The sequence below is a fragment of the Streptococcus mitis genome (genome assembly GCF_008763935.1).
Taxonomy (GTDB): domain Bacteria; phylum Bacillota; class Bacilli; order Lactobacillales; family Streptococcaceae; genus Streptococcus; species Streptococcus mitis_DB.
In genome coordinates, this window is record NZ_VTQF01000002.1 from 117555 (window position 1) to 137949 (window position 20395).

The 20395-nt window shown below is 36.6% G+C and carries 23 protein-coding genes and 1 pseudogene; 23 read left to right on the forward strand and 1 reads right to left on the reverse strand.

The window, feature by feature from the left end:
* Nucleotides 1–136: 136 nt before the first annotated feature.
* The 14 genes and pseudogenes from F9B91_RS03290 (at nt 137) to F9B91_RS03355 (ending at nt 9006) form a co-directional block, all read left to right on the forward strand.
* Entirely contained in the window at nt 137–271 is a 135-nt protein-coding gene (locus F9B91_RS03290) for a type A2 lanthipeptide (RefSeq protein ID WP_225306546.1), read from the forward strand.
* 153 nt (nt 272–424) lie between these two features.
* A complete protein-coding gene (locus F9B91_RS03300; protein ID WP_150922497.1) occupies nt 425–1336 on the forward strand; it encodes an ABC transporter ATP-binding protein in 912 nt (303 codons plus the stop codon).
* A 5-nt stretch (nt 1337–1341) separates the two neighbouring features.
* The gene (locus F9B91_RS03305; RefSeq protein ID WP_150922498.1) at nt 1342–2091 is read left to right on the forward strand and encodes an ABC transporter permease; all 750 of its coding nucleotides are present in this window, start codon (nt 1342–1344) and stop codon (nt 2089–2091) included.
* Nucleotides 2088–2816, forward strand: coding sequence for an ABC transporter permease (locus F9B91_RS03310; RefSeq protein WP_150922499.1), 729 nt, complete (start codon nt 2088–2090; stop codon nt 2814–2816). The genes F9B91_RS03305 and F9B91_RS03310 overlap by 4 nt, the downstream gene beginning before the upstream one ends.
* A 56-nt stretch (nt 2817–2872) precedes the next feature.
* The gene (locus F9B91_RS03315; protein ID WP_150922500.1) at nt 2873–3175 is read left to right on the forward strand and encodes a DUF5962 family protein; all 303 of its coding nucleotides are present in this window, start codon (nt 2873–2875) and stop codon (nt 3173–3175) included.
* A gap of 13 nt (nt 3176–3188) precedes the next feature.
* Nucleotides 3189–3476: pseudogene (locus tag F9B91_RS11415) on the forward strand (DUF5966 family protein).
* 186 nt (nt 3477–3662) lie between these two features.
* Nucleotides 3663–3800, forward strand: a complete 138-nt coding sequence (locus F9B91_RS11280) for a hypothetical protein (RefSeq protein ID WP_191962402.1) — start codon at nt 3663–3665, stop codon at nt 3798–3800.
* 164 nt (nt 3801–3964) lie between these two features.
* Nucleotides 3965–4648 (forward strand): response regulator transcription factor, encoded by a 684-nt coding sequence (locus F9B91_RS03325; RefSeq protein WP_000276748.1) that lies wholly within the window; start codon nt 3965–3967, stop codon nt 4646–4648.
* Nucleotides 4641–5984 (forward strand): sensor histidine kinase, encoded by a 1344-nt coding sequence (locus F9B91_RS03330; RefSeq protein ID WP_150922501.1) that lies wholly within the window; start codon nt 4641–4643, stop codon nt 5982–5984. Before F9B91_RS03325 ends, F9B91_RS03330 begins: the two co-directional genes overlap by 8 nt.
* A 171-nt stretch (nt 5985–6155) precedes the next feature.
* Nucleotides 6156–6797, forward strand: a complete 642-nt coding sequence (locus F9B91_RS03335) for a lantibiotic ABC transporter permease (RefSeq protein WP_150922502.1) — start codon at nt 6156–6158, stop codon at nt 6795–6797.
* Nucleotides 6775–7437, forward strand: coding sequence for an ABC transporter permease (locus F9B91_RS03340; RefSeq protein ID WP_150922503.1), 663 nt, complete (start codon nt 6775–6777; stop codon nt 7435–7437). The genes F9B91_RS03335 and F9B91_RS03340 overlap by 23 nt, the downstream gene beginning before the upstream one ends.
* 162 nt (nt 7438–7599) lie before the next feature.
* Nucleotides 7600–8262, forward strand: a complete 663-nt coding sequence (locus F9B91_RS03345; protein ID WP_000669433.1) for a NisI/SpaI family lantibiotic immunity lipoprotein — start codon at nt 7600–7602, stop codon at nt 8260–8262.
* A gap of 116 nt (nt 8263–8378) precedes the next feature.
* Complete coding sequence (locus F9B91_RS03350) at nt 8379–8666, forward strand: hypothetical protein (RefSeq protein ID WP_000951986.1); 288 nt, start codon at nt 8379–8381, stop codon at nt 8664–8666.
* On the forward strand, nt 8656–9006 hold the full coding sequence (locus F9B91_RS03355; RefSeq protein WP_000384865.1) for a type II toxin-antitoxin system RelE/ParE family toxin: 351 nt from the start codon (nt 8656–8658) through the stop codon (nt 9004–9006). The genes F9B91_RS03350 and F9B91_RS03355 overlap by 11 nt, the downstream gene beginning before the upstream one ends.
* Nucleotides 9007–9067: 61 nt before the next feature.
* Here F9B91_RS03355 and F9B91_RS03360 read toward each other — a convergent pair whose 3' ends face one another.
* Nucleotides 9068–9919 carry a MurR/RpiR family transcriptional regulator gene (locus F9B91_RS03360; protein ID WP_150922504.1) on the reverse strand — a complete coding sequence of 284 codons (852 nt, stop codon included), beginning with the start codon at nt 9917–9919 and terminating at the stop codon, nt 9068–9070.
* A 189-nt stretch (nt 9920–10108) separates the two neighbouring features.
* Between F9B91_RS03360 and pbp2b the strand changes: the two genes are divergently transcribed.
* From pbp2b to F9B91_RS03405, 9 genes are all read left to right on the forward strand, one after another.
* Nucleotides 10109–12166 carry a penicillin-binding protein PBP2B gene (gene pbp2b, locus F9B91_RS03365; protein ID WP_150922505.1) on the forward strand — a complete coding sequence of 686 codons (2058 nt, stop codon included), beginning with the start codon at nt 10109–10111 and terminating at the stop codon, nt 12164–12166.
* Nucleotides 12167–12176: 10 nt separating this feature from the next.
* Nucleotides 12177–12773, forward strand: a complete 597-nt coding sequence (recR, locus tag F9B91_RS03370; RefSeq protein WP_000966754.1) for a recombination mediator RecR — start codon at nt 12177–12179, stop codon at nt 12771–12773.
* A 174-nt stretch (nt 12774–12947) separates the two neighbouring features.
* A complete protein-coding gene (locus tag F9B91_RS03375; protein WP_150922506.1) occupies nt 12948–13991 on the forward strand; it encodes a D-alanine--D-alanine ligase in 1044 nt (347 codons plus the stop codon).
* An 84-nt stretch (nt 13992–14075) separates the two neighbouring features.
* Nucleotides 14076–15449: a UDP-N-acetylmuramoyl-tripeptide--D-alanyl-D-alanine ligase gene (locus F9B91_RS03380; protein WP_150922507.1), complete on the forward strand. Its 1374-nt coding sequence runs from the start codon at nt 14076–14078 to the stop codon at nt 15447–15449.
* A complete protein-coding gene (locus F9B91_RS03385) occupies nt 15436–16047 on the forward strand; it encodes an NUDIX hydrolase N-terminal domain-containing protein (RefSeq protein WP_150922508.1) in 612 nt (203 codons plus the stop codon). Before F9B91_RS03380 ends, F9B91_RS03385 begins: the two co-directional genes overlap by 14 nt.
* A 90-nt stretch (nt 16048–16137) precedes the next feature.
* Nucleotides 16138–16842, forward strand: a complete 705-nt coding sequence (locus tag F9B91_RS03390) for a TIGR02206 family membrane protein (RefSeq protein ID WP_150922509.1) — start codon at nt 16138–16140, stop codon at nt 16840–16842.
* A gap of 214 nt (nt 16843–17056) precedes the next feature.
* A complete protein-coding gene (ftsA, locus tag F9B91_RS03395) occupies nt 17057–18436 on the forward strand; it encodes a cell division protein FtsA (protein ID WP_140224369.1) in 1380 nt (459 codons plus the stop codon).
* A 17-nt stretch (nt 18437–18453) separates the two neighbouring features.
* Complete coding sequence (ftsZ, locus tag F9B91_RS03400) at nt 18454–19710, forward strand: cell division protein FtsZ (protein ID WP_150922510.1); 1257 nt, start codon at nt 18454–18456, stop codon at nt 19708–19710.
* Nucleotides 19711–19714: 4 nt separating this feature from the next.
* Nucleotides 19715–20386: a YggS family pyridoxal phosphate-dependent enzyme gene (locus tag F9B91_RS03405; RefSeq protein ID WP_150922511.1), complete on the forward strand. Its 672-nt coding sequence runs from the start codon at nt 19715–19717 to the stop codon at nt 20384–20386.
* The last annotated feature ends 9 nt before the right edge of the window (nt 20387–20395 follow it).

The following is a 20395-nucleotide window of genomic DNA, read 5'->3' on the forward strand; positions in this document are numbered from 1 at the left end:
AAAAAGCAAGATACTTTAATCTTAATGTAAAATTAAGGTTAGCTTAGTTTAAAATTAATCTAGCATGTCTATAATAAAGACATAACCTAGATAGAGATACTTCTCAAATAAATTTTAATCAGTGAGGTATTTCCAAATGGCTAAACAACAAATGAATCTCGTTGAGATTGAAGTAATGAATTCTCTTCAAGAATTAACTCTTGAAGAACTTGATAACGTTCTTGGTGCTGGTAGTGGAATAATTCATTTTATTCAGACAAAACAATGGTAATAGTGAGTCACCAATTAGATATTCTGAATTATGTTGATTCTATCATTTTTGTTGATAAGAGTAGTAGAGATGTTATCAAAGATACTCATGATAATTTGATTTATAGAAATCAAAATTATAGAAAATTATTTGATTTAGAGGAGGAAGTTCATAATGATTAGTAATGTTTTACAGATAAAAAACTTACAAAAGGGATTTAAGGACACTCAGGTAGTTAACCTTAGTTCCTTATCAGTTCAACAAGGTGAGATTTATGGTTTTCTAGGTCCAAATGGAGCTGGGAAAACAACCACCATGAAGATAATTTTGTCTTTGATTTCTCGTACAGCTGGGGAGATTGAAGTGTTCGGTCAATCTATAGGTACGGACAAGCAGTATCTTAATCAGATTGGCTCTATGATTGAAGAACCGTCTTATTATCCTAATTTGACAGGCTATGAAAATCTCTTGGTCTTCCAAAAAATCCTTGGATTTGATAAGAAAAATATTCAGGAAACATTGAAAATTGTTGGGTTAGATCAACCTAAAAACAAGAAAAAATTGGTTAAAGATTATTCTTTGGGTATGAAACAGCGCTTGGCTTTAGCCTTTGCCTTAGTCAAGAAACCGCGTTTGTTGATACTGGATGAGCCAACAAACGGGCTAGACCCAGCAGGGATTCATGAAATTCGGGAACTGATTATCAAGTTGGCAAAAGAACAGGGCATTACTGTATTTATCTCTACTCATATCCTTTCTGAAGTAGAGCATATAGCTGACCGTGTGGGGATTATCAATCATGGTCAACTGGTTTACGAGGGAGAAATTCGTAAAATTCAGTCTAATAAATGGCTGGAAGTGCGTGGGGATTTTAGAGGTCGACGTGAAGCCATTAGCCAAGTGTTATTTGGTTATCCGTGCAAGATGTTGGAGATACAAGAGGATAAACTCAAGCTGACTAACCTTGCCGATCAGCAGATTTCTAGTTTGTTACGAGATTTAATAGTCGAGAAAGTTCCAATTTATGAAGTGAAGCAAGAACAAGAAACCTTGGAATCTATCTTCCTCAACTTAACCAAGGAGTGAGTCTTATGTTGAATAATTTGTCTATTGAATTGCTCAAGGCAAAACGAACCAAATCCTTCCTCATTAGCATACTAGTTATGGGAGTCGGATTTGCTTGGGCAATTGCAGCCGCTACACGCTACCTAAGTAATCCAGACATGCACCAGATTAGCCTGATTTTCTATATGATAAAAGAAGTAAATGGCTTGATTCTCCCTATTGTGATTGCTCTCTTTGTATCGCGAATTGTCAAGAACGAGAAGGAGGGCAACACTTTCAAACTGCTTTTGGCAAATGGTGAAAATGTACGGCATATCTTTCTGAGTAAGCTTGGACTGACCATGTTCATTTTGATCTTTCTCGCTTTTTTGGAGGGAGTAGTAGCCCAGTTGATTGCAATCTTATCAGGTCTAGAAATGCCTGTTAGCCTAATCCTCTGGCAAATCGTCATTTTCTTGCTAGCCTCTTTTGTCTTAACCTGTCTGTTTTTGACTTTGCAGTTTTTACTGAAGAAGCAGGCATTGATACTGGCATTAGGGATTTTCGGAGGATTTCTTGGAGTTGGATTTGGTCATGCACCAGCTTTTCTACAGCTGATTTTCCCTTTTGGTGGTATAGGATATCTGTCTCTGGTGGATTACCAGCAAGTCGCCAGTCAAGTGAGTTATGTTTTTGCGACAAACCTAGGATTTAAACTATTTACATATTTGCCAATAGCCCTAATCTATCTCTTCTTATCTCTCTATCTGGTTGAAAAGAAAGGAGGTAAGCTATGATGTCTTATCTATCAGTAGAATGGCGGAAAACTAAAAAATTTTCCATGTTGATGATTGGTATTTGCTTCTTAGCTTTTTGTAGCCTGATTGGTCTTGGGATTTACTTTGGTGCAGCTTATTCTATGGTTGAAGAAAGTGAAAAAGTGCCTGTTTTATGGGGACAATTGACCTTCTATTATAGCCAGTTTTTCTTTCCGATTTTGGTCAGCCTTTATGTAGCCATGATGTTAGGAAAAGAGTTTGATAGAAAAAATATTGAATTTCTCAGAGCTAATAATGTCAGTCTTGGGAAATTATTGTTGGCAAAAGAAATAGTAATTATCTTGTTTATTGCTGTTTTACAGTTGTTCTTGTTTGGTATTTTTTATGTCAGTACCCACCTAGCTCATTTAGAAATTTCTAATTTGTTCACCTACCTCAAGTGGGATTTATTGGGGATTTTTGGAACAATTAGTATGATGGCAGTACAGTTTTTTGTGACAGCTAAAACTCGTGTTTTCAGTAAATCTGTGGGAATTGGTGCTATTGGTACTTTCGTAGGATTTATGATGATTTTTGTATCAGATAAATTATCTTTAATCTATCCCTACTCCCAAGCTATGGTGGCAATGCGGTCACGGAATTTGATAGACTTTAATTTAGTGGAAATATTGCTGTTTATCATTGTAAATATTCTTCTGTGGGGGATTTTTCATATATTGAGTAATAAAGAATTGCATAAGTAATGCGAAGACTCTTCGGAGTCTTTTTCTTGTGATAAAAGCTCCAAGCTTTATCTGGTATGCTTGACCTAGTTTTTATAGAAAGAAGGTCTAATTATCAATTAGAAGAAGCTTTAGTACAGGGATTTAAAACACCTGAAGAATACCAAGCCTACAAGGAGCTAAAGGAACATTATGAGGAAGTGACGGGGGATTACAGTTTTTCCAAACGAGAACTCACTAGTCAATTGGAAATCGCGCTTCAGAATCATCGAGGTGTGGACTTTGAATATCATGAGAAAGAGGAGTATTTGGACTTAGTTCAAAAGCTAGAGGAATTTGATTCCTCTCTTACCACCCATTATCGTCAGTTGATTGGTTAGGAAGGAACAAGTCATGAATGATTTACTCCTTATCCAAGTAATTTTTTTAGCAGTAGTAGGAATTCTCATTCTTTTATGGAGACTCTTTCTTATTGCCAGTGGACTTTTCCTGATTGGTTTTGTCAGTTTTCTTATTTTCGTGGAAGGCTATGGAATTTATCTTCTCTTTATATAGACTGAACTTTACACGGCAGATCTAGCTCAAAATGGATTATTTAGTTTTACGACTTTTTTTATCATCTTTAATTTAGTTTTACTTGCTTTAGCATGCTGGACAGGATATAAGTGGAAGAAGGAATAGAAAATAATCTTAACAAGTTCAAAATTTATTCCGCTTTTTAGGACATGAAAAATTTTAGAAATTGATTCTTTCTTAAATTTGAATTTCACTAGTAGTGTAAAGATGATTTTTTCTCTGAATAAAATCTGAATTTTCTCTGATATAATCTCAAATGTCAAGGTTCAATAATTGTTTCTTCAGTAGGTTATGGTAAATAATCAAGAATCATTGGAACATTACCTTAGAGAACTTAAGGGGAAGGATTATTCACATATAGATAGGAAAGTTATGGATATTCTTGCTGGATTAGAAATGGCATTGATGGCACTCAAATTAGATTATTAAATATTACGAATTTTGTTCAAGATAGTGTAAAATAGATTTGTACTAGTTTTTAAAAATATAATTTAAAAAATAAAGAACAATTACAAATTGATGTATTGAGACTATTCTTTGTCAAGAATACGGAGCTTTGCAGATAGTTCTCTAAAATATTTTGAGGTGATAGAATGTATAAGATATTAGTTGTAGATGACGATTTTGAAATTTTGAAACTGATGCGAACTATTTTAGAGATGAAAAACTATCAGGTAACGACGTATCAAGAAGTCACCGTACCAATCAATATTAATAATTTCAAAGGATTTGATTTGATTTTATTAGATGTAATGATGCCTAATATAGATGGTATGCAAATTTGTAAGCAGATTAGAAATAAAGTAAGCTCTCCTATTATTTTTGTTAGTGCAAAAGATACCGAAGATGATATAGTATCAGGGTTGAATTTAGGAGGAGATGACTATATTACAAAACCTTTCAGCATCAATCAATTAATTGCCAAAGTTGCTGCAAATCTCAAACGAGAAGAACGATACAAACAAGGTGAATTAAGTAATCAAATTGTTCGAGAATTATCCCCAATAACGATTTATTTACAAGAAAAAATTGTTTGTATTAATGGAGATAGTCTTGCCTTTACAAGTAGGGAATATGATATCATAGAGCTATTATCTAGCAATCCAAGAAAGATTTTTACTGTACAAGATATATATGAAAATGTTTATGATGATGATGCTGAAACCCTCTTTCGTTCAATATCTGAGTATATCTATCAAATAAGATTAAAATTCTCATCCTATGGAATTAATCCTATAAAAACAGTTAGAGGTATGGGATACAAGTGGCATGATTAAGAAGAATAGTACAATTAGAGGACGTATAATAAGGACTGTTTTAGAACTAGTAACAGGTACGTTACTGGGTATACTTTTATTTTTTATATTTACTTATTTACTTGTTTTTACTGGACAATTAAATGTATACGGCTCTAAAATGGAAATTTCAGTGAGTGATAGCAGCAATTTAAGTGATGTAGTCCAAGCAATGAATAACTCTATATTTGACTATGTTGTATTTAATCGCAAGACGGGTACAATTGAAGAGGGTAACTATCAAAAAAAGGATTTGCCAGCCTATCGAGAAGTTTTTGCTAAAAATGAATCCATAAGTAATGATGCAGTGTATTATGGGTATTACGCTAATTCAGAGATTGTACTTACTGTCAGGCAACCCATGATACCTGAGTTTGTTAATCCGAATTTGCGTCACTTTTCATTTAATCTATTTTCTTATTTATTTTTCTTCGTTATCGAAACAATTTTACTCATTTGGTCACTTACAAGATTAATAAAAGAATTTTCAAATAATTTTCTCCTCATACAAAAAAAGACTTTAAACATGGGACAGTTAACATTTAAAGATAAAAACATTCCTGCTCAAATACAAGAGTTCGATGAAATTCTTTCTGTATTATATCAAAAGGACGACGAGTTAACTAATTTACTCAAATCAGAGAGAAGGGAGAAGGAAGATTTATCTTTTCAAGTTGGTGCATTAGCTCATGATGTAAAAACTCCTTTAACAGTACTAAAGGGAAATTTAGAGTTGCTTGAATTAACTAACTTGACTGTTCAACAGAAGGAATACACTCAGTCAATGAATAACAGTATAGTAGTTTTTGAAAGATACTTTAGTTCAATGATTGATTATTCAAGATTACTAATTGAAGATAAAGATTATGGAGAACAGATACATTTATCCGAATTTTTAAGTGAGCTGTCAGTAGAAGCGAAATCTGTAATGAATAATGCAAAGGTTGATTTCAAAATTATTAATACTACAAAATTAATATTTTTTAAGGGAAATCGCTTTAATTTAAATCGGGCATTAATTAACATTTTAGCAAATGCAGCAAGATATAGTTCTGGAGAAAAAAAAGTTACTCTTACTATCATTGAGGAAACAGAGTATATTAATTTTGGAGTGTGGAACAATGGTCTCCCTTTTACTGAACAGTCCTTATTAAATGCAGATAAGTTATTTTATACTGAGAATAAAGGTAGGAATAATAAGCACTATGGTTTAGGGTTAGCATTTGCTAAACAAGTTGCAACTAGACATTTTGGAGAATTATTTTTATCAAATCCAGATAGAGGTGGTGCTCAGGTGACGTTGCTTATTAAAAAATAATTCTATAGGGATATATTAGATACCTTCCACATAATAGTTATGTATATAAAAATAGATAATCTTCTAAATTGAGGAATATCTATTTTTTTATTTTTTAAAATTGAAAAATCTGAACAAATTTTGAAAAATAAAATGTAACATACAAGTATAAAACAAGGAGGAATTATAGTTATGAATATACAAGTTCAAAAACTTAGAAAATCATATAAGGATAGAGAAGTGCTGAAAAATATTTCTTTTGAAATAAAAGAGGGAAGTATTTGTGGATTATTAGGTATCAATGGTGCAGGAAACTTCCAGAATATATACTTTCGAAATGATAGCATAAAAATATATATCGTAAAGATACTTTTAAAATTAAAAGATTTACTCATTTCTAACGTATGGTTTTTAGCTATATTATTATTTACAAGTAATTTTTTGTATGCCGACTTAATATCATTGAATATAATTGGTGACTTAATTTGTTTAGTACTTATTTCGATAACATCCATATGGGTATTACCACTCTTGTATCTATTTTCGAAATGGATCAATCCCTATATCCTAGTATCTATTAACTCCTTGATTTGTTTTTTGGTTGCACCTTTTATCGCTCAAAGTAGCTTTTGGTTCTTCTTTCCTTTTACATATCATTATAAAATTGCTTATAGTCTTATGTATATAAAACCGTCAGGAGATCTAGATTTAACAAATCATGTAACAGACGTTAAAATGGTAGTATTTACCGTATTTCTATCATTGATTCTATTTATCGTTTCTTTGTTAATGTTAAATTGGAGGTTAAGTAATGATCCAATTGCTAAAAAGTGAAATGATTAAATTTAAAGGTTCGTATCAACTATACATTATTTTGATTTTGTCTACTATACAACTATTGACAATTCCAATTTACATATTATCTGTAAATAACACAATTGTATTGGAAAATATTATCTTTTTACCCATGTTAGGCTATTGTATGATAACTACGATAATCACTTTATTAGTATCTGAACAAGAAATCAATGCTAATAAATATCAGAATATTAGAAGCGGGAGAAATATATCCAGTATATGGGGAGCGAAACTTTTTGTGTTAGATTTACTATTATCTTTACTCACTATTCCTTTATGGGTAGTTGTAGGTATAGAGTTAGAACACTTTTCATATTATTTTTACGTAGGAATAGTTAGTTGGTTATTACTAATATTGTTAAGTCATTTCCACATGCTATTGACATTGTTTATTGCGAAAGGCGGCAATTTACTTATAGCTGTTGTAGAAAGTTTATTTATAGTATTTGCAACAAATAAAGTTTTTCTTAATATTTTTTGGATTCCAGTAATTTTACCAGTTAATATAATTTTAGAAAATAATTTTAGAAGCACAAACTATTTATTAGCTTTAACTTTTTATGTTGTATTATTGTTTGTTGCTAATTTAGTAGTTGTAAGCAGAAAAGGTGTTTAATTATATATTCTGATGGAAATGAATGGAGTGTTAAATTTTTGGATGGAAGTTTGGGAATTGTTTTGACTTTACTTTATAACCAAAATAAATCTGTAAAGACATATTGGAGAGAGGCGTTATTGATTTTTGATAATTTAACTATAGAAAATTAGGAGGAGAACTATGAAATTCAAAAAGATCTATCTTTCCGTAATTTTTTTCTTAAGTTTACTTGGATTGACTGGATGCACATATGAGAAGTATGATGTTAAATTTCTCGACTCAAGTTATAATCGATTTGATTATAAAGGAGAGCATTATGGTGTAACTAATCAATTAATTTCATATGAAGATATTGAAAGTAAAGTAAGCAATCATGATGATACTTATGAAATATCTTACGATGATTCCAATAATGAAATAAAGAATGATTTGTTGGAGATTGGTGACTTATATCAGACCAAGAGTAGAGAATTTGCCATAAAAATTGATAGTACTTTCTATAAATGTAGACTACTTGATAATATTTCTAAAGAAGAACTCCTAAAAGTTTCTGACTTATTTTATGTTCACTTAGTAGGAGGATTTGCTATCAATGAGCAAGAAGCCAGAGAGTTGAAGATAGGGGAACAATCATTTACAATTACTGAAGAAATTATTCCAAAAGAAGAGCTTAGTGCTACAGTTGCTAACTTAGATAATCAAGTGAAGTCTGTCACTAGATTATCAGGGGAGCATGAAAGTTGGAAATATGGAGAAATTTGTTCTTTAAAAAATCAGTCTATCCATGAGAAAGTAGCAGTTAAATTGAATGGAGAATATCATTTGGCTTTCTTTAGAAGTTAGTTTGTATATTAGATATGTGACACAAAAATTTTTCCCAGCATCTTTCAAATCAAATTCCCTTGACTTTCTTTATAATTGTGAGATAATAAGTAAAATATATAAAGGAGTTATATAAAATGGCTATAGCGAATTCAAGTAAAATTGTGACCTTCCAAGCTAATAGAGAATTAGTAAATGATGCCATGGAAGTGTTAAAAGAAAAAAATCTCTCTCTTTCATCGGCACTTAGATTATTTTTAAAGAATGTTGCCGTAACAAATGAAGTAGATTTACTTAGTGAAGAGGAATTGGAGAAGGAGTATTTATTTAGACAATTACAAGCAGAAGTTCAAGAAAGTTATGCTAAGATTGAGGCTGGGAATTACTTGACAGATGAGGATGTTGTGACACGCTATGGATTATAAAAAATATAGGATTTTGTATTCTCCTAGAGTGATTGATAGTTTGGATAAAATATATCAGTATATAGCAGAGGAAATCGGTTCTGTAGAGTCTGCGAGACGAAAAGTGGCGAGTATCAGAAAAGATATTAATCGTCTAGAAATTTTCCCCCAAGCTGGATTTGATGCCGATGAAAAATTTGGTAAGAAATTAGACCCTCGCTACCAAACGCGAGGATTGGCCTTGAGTAAGGATTATATTGTATTATATACAATTGTTGAGGATACCGTCAGACTTGCTTATTTACTTCCTTCAAAAAGTGATTACATGAAATTATTCAAGACTAAGTCGAGATATGACTAATTCATAATCTAGAAGATGTATGTTTAGTGATGAATAAAAATCCTAGTTTGGCTCAGCCAAACTAGGATTTTCTTACACGTTTTTGTCTACGATAGCCATTGAGTTTCTTATTTTCCCAATAGCTATTAAAGATTTTCTCCTTGCTTTCACGATTGATTTCCAAAAAATAGGCATAAATCAAATCGATAAAGAAGAGCATAGGAAGTTGAGCGGATATTCGTTGGATGTAGGAGGTTTGGCTGTGGGTGGCTACAAGAACAGTCTCTGTATAGGCCTGACTATCTTTATTTGGAACGCTTGTAAAGAGTACAGTCTTTGCGCCCATCTCTTTTGCGTCTAATAGACTGTCTAAAATAGAAGGTGTTGTGCCAGTAAGTGAGAAGCCCAGTACGAGACAATTTTCATCCATAATGCTGGTTGTCCAAGCAAAGCCGTCTTGATCAGTCAAGGCCTCGCAGACCACACCTAGACGCATAAAGCGCAATTTCATTTCACGAGCGACAAGGCCAGAACTACCTGTTCCAAAGAAGTAGACACGATCAGCATCTTCGATTAACTGGGCGATTCGTTCAAGTTGTTTTTCGTCAATCAAGTCCTGTGTTTGTTCCCGCATGTGATTGTAGCTTCTAAGAACTCGTTTTGTCAGGGGGCTGTGGTCGGGATGTTGGCTAGCTTGATTATCTGCTTGGTGTTGGTATTGGAAAATAAATTCTCGATAACCTGTAAAACCACACTTTTTAGCAAAGCGGGTCAGTGCGGCTTGAGAGATATGTAATTTTTGAGTGACCTGCTGAGAAGATAAATCATCTGCAATGGTTTCAGATTGTAAAAAATAGCGAGCGATTTCTTGCTCTAGATCTGTTAACTCTTCAAAATGAAGATCAATAATGCTTGCGATATCTTGCGGGTTCATGATACTCCTTTATTTGAGTCTAGCTATTAATCGATAATTATTTTTTGTAGCTTTTGTAAATATTATATCATATAAAATAGTTATGTTTAAATAAAAAAACCATCAGAAACTAAATTAAAAAAGCACCCTTCTTTTCCATAATTTTCTTCTTAAATTGTGGTACAATTAAGAGTAAGACTTAAAATAGAAATGAGACTGATTTGTATGAGAAAATTTGATAGCCATTCGATTCCGATTCGGCTTAATTTATTGTTTTCAATTGTCATTTTGCTTTTTATGGCCATTATTGGTCGCCTGCTTTATATGCAGGTTTTGAACAAGGATTTTTATGAGACAAAATTAGCATCGGCTAGTAAAACAAAGGTGACCACTAGTTCGGCTCGGGGCGAAATTTATGATGCCAGCGGCAAGCCTTTGGTTGAAAATACTGTGAAACAAGTTGTTTCCTTTACTCGAAACAACAAAATGACGGCTGCAGATTTAAAAGAAACAGCCAAGAAGTTGCTGGCTTATGTGGGAGTTACTTCTCCAACATTGACTGATCGACAGTTGGCGGACTATTATCTAGCAGATCAAGATGTCTATAAGAAAGCAGTGGAAAGTTTACCACGTGAGAAGCGACTTGATTCTGATGGCAATCAATTATCTGAATCCGAGCTTTACAATAATACTGTTGAAAGTATCGATCCAAGTCAATTGACCTACTCGGATGACGAAAAGAAAGAAATTTATCTTTTTAGCCAACTCAATGCAGTTGGAAATTTTGCGACAGGAACCATTGCGACAGATTCTTTGTCAGATACACAGATTGCCTTGATTGCTTCGGCCTCTAAGAATTTACCTGGTATCAGTATTTCAACTTCGTGGGATCGAAAGGTTCTAGAGACTTCTCTTTCGTCTATAGTAGGAAGTGTATCCAGTGAAAAAGCTGGTCTACCAGCTGAAGAAGCAGATGCTTATATCAAAAAGGGTTATTCTTTAAATGATCGTGTTGGGACTTCTTATCTAGAAAAACAATATGAAGAAACCTTGCAAGGAAAACGCTCAGTTAAGGAAATCCATCTAGATAAGTACGGTAACATGGAAAGTGTCGAAAATATCGAAGATGGTACCAAAGGGAATAATATTAAACTGACTATTGATTTGGCCTTCCAAGATAGCGTGGACAATCTGCTTAAGAGTTATTTCAATTCGGAACTGGGAAATGGAGGAGCCAAGTATTCAGAAGGTGTGTATGCAGTCGCCCTTAACCCAAAAACAGGTGCGGTTTTGTCTATGTCAGGGCTAAAACATGACTTGAAAACGGGAGATTTAACACCTGATTCCTTGGGAACAGTAACCAATGTCTTTGTCCCGGGTTCTGTTGTCAAGGCGGCGACCATCAGCTCTGGTTGGGAGAATGGAGTCTTATCAGGGAATCAGACCTTGACAGACCAACCGATTGTTTTCCAAGGTTCAGCTCCGATTAATTCTTGGTACACTCAGGCTTACGGTTCATTCCCAATTACAGCTGTGGAAGCCTTGGAGTATTCTTCTAATACCTACATGGTTCAAACGGCTTTGGGCATTATGGGTCAGACCTATCAACCCAATATGTTTGTTGGAACCAGCAATTTGGAATCAGCTATGGAGAAACTTCGTGCGACATTTGCGGAATATGGCCTAGGAGCTTCAACGGGTATTGATCTTCCGGATGAGTCAACTGGTTTTATTCCAAAAGAGTATAATTTTGCTAATTATATTACCAATGCATTTGGCCAGTTTGATAACTACACCCCTATGCAATTAGCCCAGTACGTTGGAACTATTGCCAACAACGGTGTTCGGATTGCACCTCACATTGTCGAGGGGATTTATGGAAACAACGAACAAGGTGGCTTAGGGAACTTAATTCAATCTATTGATACCAAGGAAATGAATAAAATTAATATTTCTGAGTCTGATGTTTCCATCCTCCAACAAGGATTTTATCAAGTGTCACATGGTGGTAGTGCTTTGACAACCGGTCGTGCCTTTTCAAATGGCGCAGCGGTATCCATTAGTGGAAAAACAGGTACTGCCGAAAGTTATGTTGAGGGTGGTCAAAAAGCCAACAATACCAATGCTGTGGCCTATGCACCATCAGATAATCCTCAAATCGCTGTAGCTGTTGTCTTCCCACATAACACCAACCTTACAAATGGTGTCGGACCTTCCATTGCGCGCGATATTATCAACCTCTATAACCAACACCATCCAATGAATTAGAAAGGAACATATGCTTTATCCAACACCTATTGCCAAGCTGATTGACAGTTATTCGAAGTTACCGGGTATCGGGATTAAGACGGCTACCCGTCTGGCCTTCTATACTATTGGAATGTCTGATGACGATGTCAATGAATTTGCTAAAAATCTCCTTTCTGCTAAGAGAGAGCTGACCTACTGTTCCATCTGCGGTCGCCTGACTGATGACGATCCTTGCTCTATCTGTACCGATCCGACTCGTGACCAGACAACGATTTTAGTTCTCGAAGATAGTCGCGATGTGGCAGCCATGGAGAATATCCAAGAATACCATGGACTCTATCATGTCTTACATGGTCTTATTTCTCCCATGAATGGTATCAGTCCAGATGATATCAATCTCAAGAGTCTTATGACTCGTCTTATGGATAGTGAAGTTTCAGAAGTGATTGTGGCGACCAATGCTACAGCAGATGGGGAAGCGACATCCATGTATCTTTCACGTTTGCTCAAGCCAGCTGGGATCAAGGTTACGCGTCTAGCACGAGGTCTCGCTGTCGGAGCGGACATTGAGTATGCGGATGAAGTGACACTCTTACGAGCCATTGAAAATCGAACAGAGTTGTAATTGTAGACAAATTAACACACTCAATTCATTTATACAAAAATCACGGAGACCGACAGTTGTTTTATCGGTCTCTTTTTAGATTTATTGAAGACTAGTATCAGGTTCAAGTTTCAAAAAAGAAGCAAATATGATATACTAAAGAACGAGTATTCTATTAGAATTGGAACAAATAATATGAAACAAACGATTATTCTTTTATACGGTGGACGTAGTGCAGAGCGTGAAGTCTCTGTTCTTTCAGCTGAAAGTGTCATGCGTGCGGTCAACTACGACCGTTTTACAGTCAAGACTTTCTTCATCAGCCAGTCAGGTGACTTTATTAAAACGCAAGAATTTAGCCATACCCCAGGTCAAGAAGACCGTCTCATGACCAATGAAACCATTGATTGGGATAAGAAAGTTGCACCAAGTGCTATCTATGAGGAAGGTGCAGTAGTCTTTCCAGTCCTTCATGGTCCGATGGGAGAGGATGGCTCTGTTCAAGGATTCCTTGAAGTTTTGAAAATGCCTTATGTCGGCTGTAACATCCTGTCATCCAGTCTTGCCATGGATAAAATCACGACCAAGCGCGTTTTAGAATCTGTAGGGATTGCTCAAGTTCCTTATGTGGCTATCGTTGAAGGTGATGATGTGACTGCTAAAATAGCTGAAGTTGAAGAAAAATTGACTTATCCAGTCTTCACCAAACCGTCAAACATGGGTTCAAGTGTCGGTATTTCTAAGTCTGACAATCAAGAAGAACTCCGTCAAGCTTTGAAACTTGCCTTCCAATATGACAGCCGTGTCTTGGTTGAGCAAGGGGTGAATGCCCGTGAAATCGAGGTTGGTCTCTTGGGCAACTACGATGTCAAAAGCACGCTGCCAGGAGAAGTAGTCAAGGATGTTGCCTTTTATGACTACGATGCCAAGTATATTGATAACAAGATTACTATGGACATCCCAGCCAAGATCAGTGATGATGTGATAGCTGTCATGCGTCAGAATGCAGAAACAGCCTTCCGTGCCATTGGTGGCCTCGGTCTCTCTCGTTGCGATTTCTTCTATACAGACAAGGGAGAGATTTTCCTAAACGAGCTCAATACCATGCCAGGTTTCACCCAGTGGTCTATGTACCCACTACTTTGGGACAATATGGGAATCAGCTACCCAGAACTAATCGAGCGTTTGGTTGAACTTGCTAAGGAAAGTTTTGACAAGCGCGAAGCACATTTGCTATAAAAATGAAAGAGAGGGTAGAAGCCAGAACCACCACTGCAAGGTGACTAGAGTTCTCGGGCTTCAACCCTTTTTAAAGGAGTAGAAATGAAATTAACAATCCATGAAGTGGCTCAAGTTGTAGGAGCTAAAAATGATATCAGCATTTTTGAGGACACCCAGTTAGAAAAGGCTGAGTTTGACAGTCGTTTGATTGCGACAGGAGATTTATTTGTGCCACTTAAAGGTGCGCGTGACGGTCATGACTTTATTGAAACAGCCTTTGAAAATGGTGCAGCAGCAACCCTGTCTGAGAAAGAAGTTGCAAATCATCCCTATATTCTAGTAGATGATGTCTTGACAGCCTTTCAAACCCTAGCTGCCTACTATCTTGAAAAAACAGCTGTTGCTGTCTTTGCGGTTACGGGTTCAAATGGCAAGACAACGACCAAGGATATGTTAGCTCACTTGCTATCAACAACTTACAAAACCTACAAAACACAAGCCAACTACAATAATGAGATTGGTCTTCCTTACACAGTTCTCCATATGCCTGAAGGAACAGAAAAGTTGGTCTTGGAGATGGGACAGGATCACTTGGGAGATATTCATCTCTTGTCAGAATTGGCTCGTCCAAAAACAGCCATCGTGACCTTGGTTGGAGAAGCCCATTTGGCCTTTTTCAAAGATCGTTCAGAGATTGCTAAAGGAAAAATGCAAATTGCAGATGGTATGGCATCGGGTTCTTTGCTTTTGGCACCGGCTGACTCTATTGTAGAGGACTACTTGCCAATTGACAAAAAGGTGATTCGTTTTGGGCAAGGAGCTGAGTTGGAAATTACCGACTTGGTTGAGCGCAAGGATAGTCTGACCTTTAAGGCAAATTTCTTGGAACAAGCCCTCGATTTGCCAGTGACTGGTAAGTACAATGCTACCAATGCTATGATTGCATCCTATGTTGCCCTACAAGAAGGAGTTTCAGAGGAGCAAATTCGTCAGGCCTTCCAAAATCTTGAATTGACGCGTAACCGTACCGAGTGGAAGAAAGCAGCTAATGGAGCAGATATTCTGTCTGACGTATATAATGCCAATCCAACTGCTATGAAGCTGATTTTGGAGACATTCTCTGCCATTCCAGCCAATGAAGGTGGCAAGAAAATTGCAGTTTTGGCGGATATGAAGGAACTGGGCGACCAGTCTATTCAGCTTCATAATCAGATGATTTTGAGCCTCTCGCCTGATGTGCTGAATACCGTTATTTTTTATGGAGAAGACATTGCTGAATTAGCCCAACTTGCCAGTCAAATGTTCCCAATTGGCCACGTTTACTATTTCAAGAAAACAGAAGACCAAGACCAATTTGAAGACCTAGTCAAGCAGGTCAAAGAAAGCCTTGGAGTCCATGATCAAATCCTGCTCAAAGGCTCTAACTCTATGAATCTAGCCAAGTTGGTAGAAAGTTTAGAAAATGAAGCCAAGTGATTTTGTTAAGTATCTGCAAAGAATGATTGCCCTTACAGATACTGGATTAACCTTTACAAAGGATCCTTTTGACCGTGAGCGCTATGAGGACTTGCGAGGTCTTTTATCTGAAATGTTGAATCAGGTATCAGACCTGGATGCAGAAGAAGTGGCAGAAGTCTTGAAGCCAACTTCTGCTTATGCGACTCCCTTAATGGACGTCCGTGCTTGGATTGTTGAGGACGAAAAGATTTGTCTGGTTAGGGGACAAGGAGAGAATGATTGGGCTTTGCCAGGTGGCTTTGGTGAAGTCGGCTATTCTCCAACAGAAAATATTCTCAAGGAAATTGAAGAAGAAACCGGTTTTGAAGCTAAAGTAGAAAGACTACTAGCTGTTTTTGATACAAATCGTTTCCAACTACAGAGCAAGCAATATGCAAAGTTTGTTTTTGAATGTAAGCTTCTTGATGGACAATTCCAAAAAAATCAAGAAATTGCTGACCTTCAATTTTTTGCCATTGACCAACTGCCAGCCTTATCTGAAAAACGCATTACCAAGGAGCAAATAGAGATTCTTTGGCAGGTTTATCAAGGTCAGAGGGAGCAATATCTTGATTAAGAAGATGATTATCGTATTTCTAAATCCATTTTTGACAAATAGCATGGTATAATAAAATGCAGGAAAATTTTGAATCATGAGGAAGACTAGATGAATTTATGGGATATTTTCTTTACGACCCAAGCAACAGAACCACCCAAATTTGACCTTTTTTGGTATGTCAGTATATTTACACTCTTGGCTTTGACCTTTTATACAGCCTATCGTTATCGTGAAAAGAAGGCTTATCAACGATTTTTCCAAATCTTGCAGGCCGTTCAGTTGATTCTACTTTATGGTTGGTATTGGGTCAATCATATGCCGCTGTCAGAAAGTTTACCTTTTTACCATTGCCGTATGGCTATGTTTGTGGTGCTCTTGCTTCCTGGTCAGTCTAAATATAGGCAGTATTTTGCACTACTAGGAACATTTGGGACATTAGCAGCCTTTGTTTATCCAGTGCCAGATGCCTATCCTTTCCCACATATTGCGATTTTATCCTTTATCTTTGGGCACTTAGCTCTCTTGGGGAACTCTTTGGTTTATCTCTTGAGACAGTACGATGCACGATTGTTGGATGTGAAGGGAATTTTTCTCATGACCTTTGCTCTAAATGCCTTGATTTTTGTGGTCAATTTGGTAACAGGTGGAGATTACGGATTCTTGACAAAACCGCCATTGGTTGGAGACCATGGCTTAGTAGCTAATTATTTAATCGTTTCTCTAGCCTTGTCAGCGGCGATTACGTTGACAAAGAAAATTTTGGAACTATTTTTAGAACAAGAAGCAGAAAAAATGATTACAAAGAAAGCTTAGAAATGAGCTTTCTTTTTTTCATAAATCTGATTTTTTATAACTTGTTTGGAAAATAAAAAAATTTGATGAGCGAATGTGAAAAAATGGTAAGTAAATTTAGGAAAAACTAAGCACGATTGGATTTTTTGTGTTATAATATTCTGTGAATAGCTATGCCCTGTTTTAGCTATATTGAATAGAAGTTTGAAACTTGGAAGAGAGAGGATGCGATGTAATGGCTAGAGATGGTTTTTTTACAGGCTTAGATATCGGAACCAATTCGATTAAGGTGTTGGTTGCCGAGCTTAGAAATGGTGAACTAAATGTAATTGGTGTAAGTAATGCCAAGAGTAAAGGTGTAAAGGATGGGATTATCGTTGATATTGAAGCAGCAGCAACTGCTATCAAGTCAGCTATTTCCCAAGCAGAAGAGAAAGCTGGCATTTCAATCAAATCAGTGAATGTTGGTTTGCCTGGAAATCTTTTGCAAGTAGAACCAACTCAAGGAATGATTCCAGTTACATCTGATACAAAAGAAATTACAGATCAAGATGTTGAAAATGTTGTTAAATCAGCCTTGACAAAGAGTATGACACCAGATCGTGAAGTCATTACGTTTATTCCAGAAGAATTTATCGTAGATGGTTTCCAAGGTATTCGTGACCCACGTGGTATGATGGGGGTTCGTCTTGAAATGCGTGGTTTACTTTACACAGGTCCACGTACTATTCTTCACAATTTACGCAAGACAGTTGAGCGCTCAGGTGTTCAGGTTGAAAATATTATTATTTCACCATTGGCTTTGGTTCGTTCAGTCTTGAACGAAGGAGAGCGTGAATTTGGAGCTACTGTGATTGATATGGGAGCAGGTCAAACAACTGTTGCTACAATCCGTAACCAAGAACTCCAGTTTACAAATATTCTTCAAGAAGGTGGAGATTATGTCACAAAAGATATCTCTAAGGTTTTGAAGACTTCACAAAAACTAGCTGAAGGATTGAAATTGAACTATGGTGAAGCCTACCCTTCACTTGCAAGCAATGAAACCTTCCAAGTTGAAGTAATTGGTGAAGTAGAGCCTGTAGAAGTTACAGAAAGCTACCTAGCAGAGATTATTTCAGCCCGCATTAAGCACATTTTTGAACAAATCAAACAAGAGTTGGAAAGAAGACATTTGTTGGATCTTCCAGGTGGGATTGTTCTGATTGGTGGAAATGCTATTTTACCAGGTGTTGTAGAACTTGCACAGGAAGTTTTTGGCGTTGGTGTCAAACTTTACGTTCCAAATCAAGTTGGAATCCGTAATCCTGCCTTCGCTCATGTGATTAGCTTGTCTGAATTTGCAGGTCAATTGACTGAAGTGCATTTATTGGCACAAAGAGCAGTCAAGGGTGAGGATACTTTGCGTCACCAACCTATTAATTTTGGTGGGATGATTCAACGCGTTACGCAAGTAGCACAACCTACCCCTATTCAACCAGTTCAAAATACTGAGGTAGAGCAATCAGCTTCTACGAACGTAGTTGCTCCGAAAGAAGATAAAGTATCTTCTCAAAATAAACCAAAAATCGCAGATCGTTTCCGTGGCTTAATCGGAAGTATGTTTGATGAATAAAAGAGGAAAAATAAACTATGACATTTTCATTTGATACAGCAGCAGCTCAGGGTGCAGTTATTAAAGTAATCGGTGTTGGTGGAGGTGGCGGAAACGCCATTAACCGCATGGTTGACGAAGGTGTTGCAGGCGTAGAATTTATCGCAGCAAACACAGATGTACAAGCTTTGAGTAGTACAAAAGCTGAGACTGTAATTCAGTTAGGTCCTAAATTGACTCGTGGTTTGGGTGCTGGCGGTCGACCTGAAGTTGGTCAAAAAGCTGCTGAAGAAAGCGAAGAAGCCTTGACTCAAGCTATTACTGGAGCAGATATGGTCTTCATTACTGCAGGTATGGGAGGTGGCTCTGGTACTGGTGCAGCTCCTGTTATTGCCCGCATTGCTAAAGATTTAGGTGCTCTTACAGTTGGTGTTGTGACACGTCCTTTCGGTTTCGAAGGAAGCAAACGTGGTCAGTATGCTGTAGAAGGAATCAATCAACTTCGTGAGCATGTAGATACTCTATTGATTATTTCAAACAACAACTTGCTTGAAATTGTTGATAAGAAAACTCCACTTCTTGAAGCTCTTAGCGAAGCAGATAACGTACTTCGCCAAGGTGTTCAAGGGATTACGGACTTGATTACAAATCCTGGTTTGATTAACCTTGACTTTGCCGATGTGAAAACAGTTATGGCAGATAAAGGGAACGCCCTAATGGGTATCGGTATCGGTAGTGGTGAAGAACGTGTAGTAGAAGCAGCTCGTAAGGCAATCTACTCACCACTTCTTGAAACAACTATTGACGGCGCTGAGGATGTTATCGTCAACGTTACTGGTGGTCCTGATTTGACTTTGATTGAAGCAGAAGAAGCTTCAGAAATCGTCAACCAAGCAGCTGGTCAAGGAGTAAACATTTGGTTGGGAACATCTATTGATGAAAGCATGCGTGATGAAATTCGCGTAACAGTTGTGGCAACTGGTGTTCGTCAAGATCGTGTGGAAAAAGTTGTGGGCCATGCACCAAGACAAGCTGTTCGTCATGAACAAGCAAGTCCTAGTTATGCACACAATCATAATCGTCACTTTGATATGGCTGAAACTGCTGAAATTCCAAGTCCAGCACCTCGCCGTACAGAAACTTCTCAAACTTCAGCATTTGGTGATTGGGACTTGCGTCGTGAGACAATTGTTCGACCAACTGATTCAGTTGTATCACCAGTTGAACGTTTCGAAGCACCATCTTTACACGATGAGGATGAATTAGACACTCCTCCATTTTTCAAAAATCGTTAAGTAAATGAATTTGAAAGAAAATACAGAACGTGTTTTTCAACAAATAAAAGATGCAAGTCAGCAGTCAGGAAGAGAAGCCAATTCTGTTTCGGTTGTTGCTGTTACAAAATATGTAGACATACCGACAGCGGAGGCTTTGCTTCCGCTAGGTGTGCATCATATTGGTGAAAATCGTGTGGATAAATTTCTTGAGAAATATGAAGCTTTAAAAGATAGAAATATTACCTGGCATTTGATTGGAACCTTGCAAAGACGCAAGGTCAAAGATGTCATTCAGTATGTTGATTATTTCCACGCTTTGGATTCATTAAAGCTAGCAGAGGAAATTCAAAAAAGAAGTGACCGAGTTGTTAAGTGTTTCTTACAAGTAAATATCTCAAGGGAAGAGAGCAAACATGGTTTTTCAAAGGAAGAACTATTGGAGCTCTTGCCAGAATTGGCCACCTTAGATAAAATCGAATATGTCGGCTTGATGACCATGGCTCCTTTTGAAGCTAGTAGTGATGAGTTGAAAGAAATTTTTAAAGCTACGCAGGATTTGCAACTAGAAATTAGAGAAAAACAAATTCCCAATATGCCAATGACGGACTTGAGTATGGGTATGAGTCGTGACTACAAGGAAGCGATTGAATTTGGCTCAACATTTGTCAGAATTGGTACAGCATTTTTTAAATAGGAAAGAAAT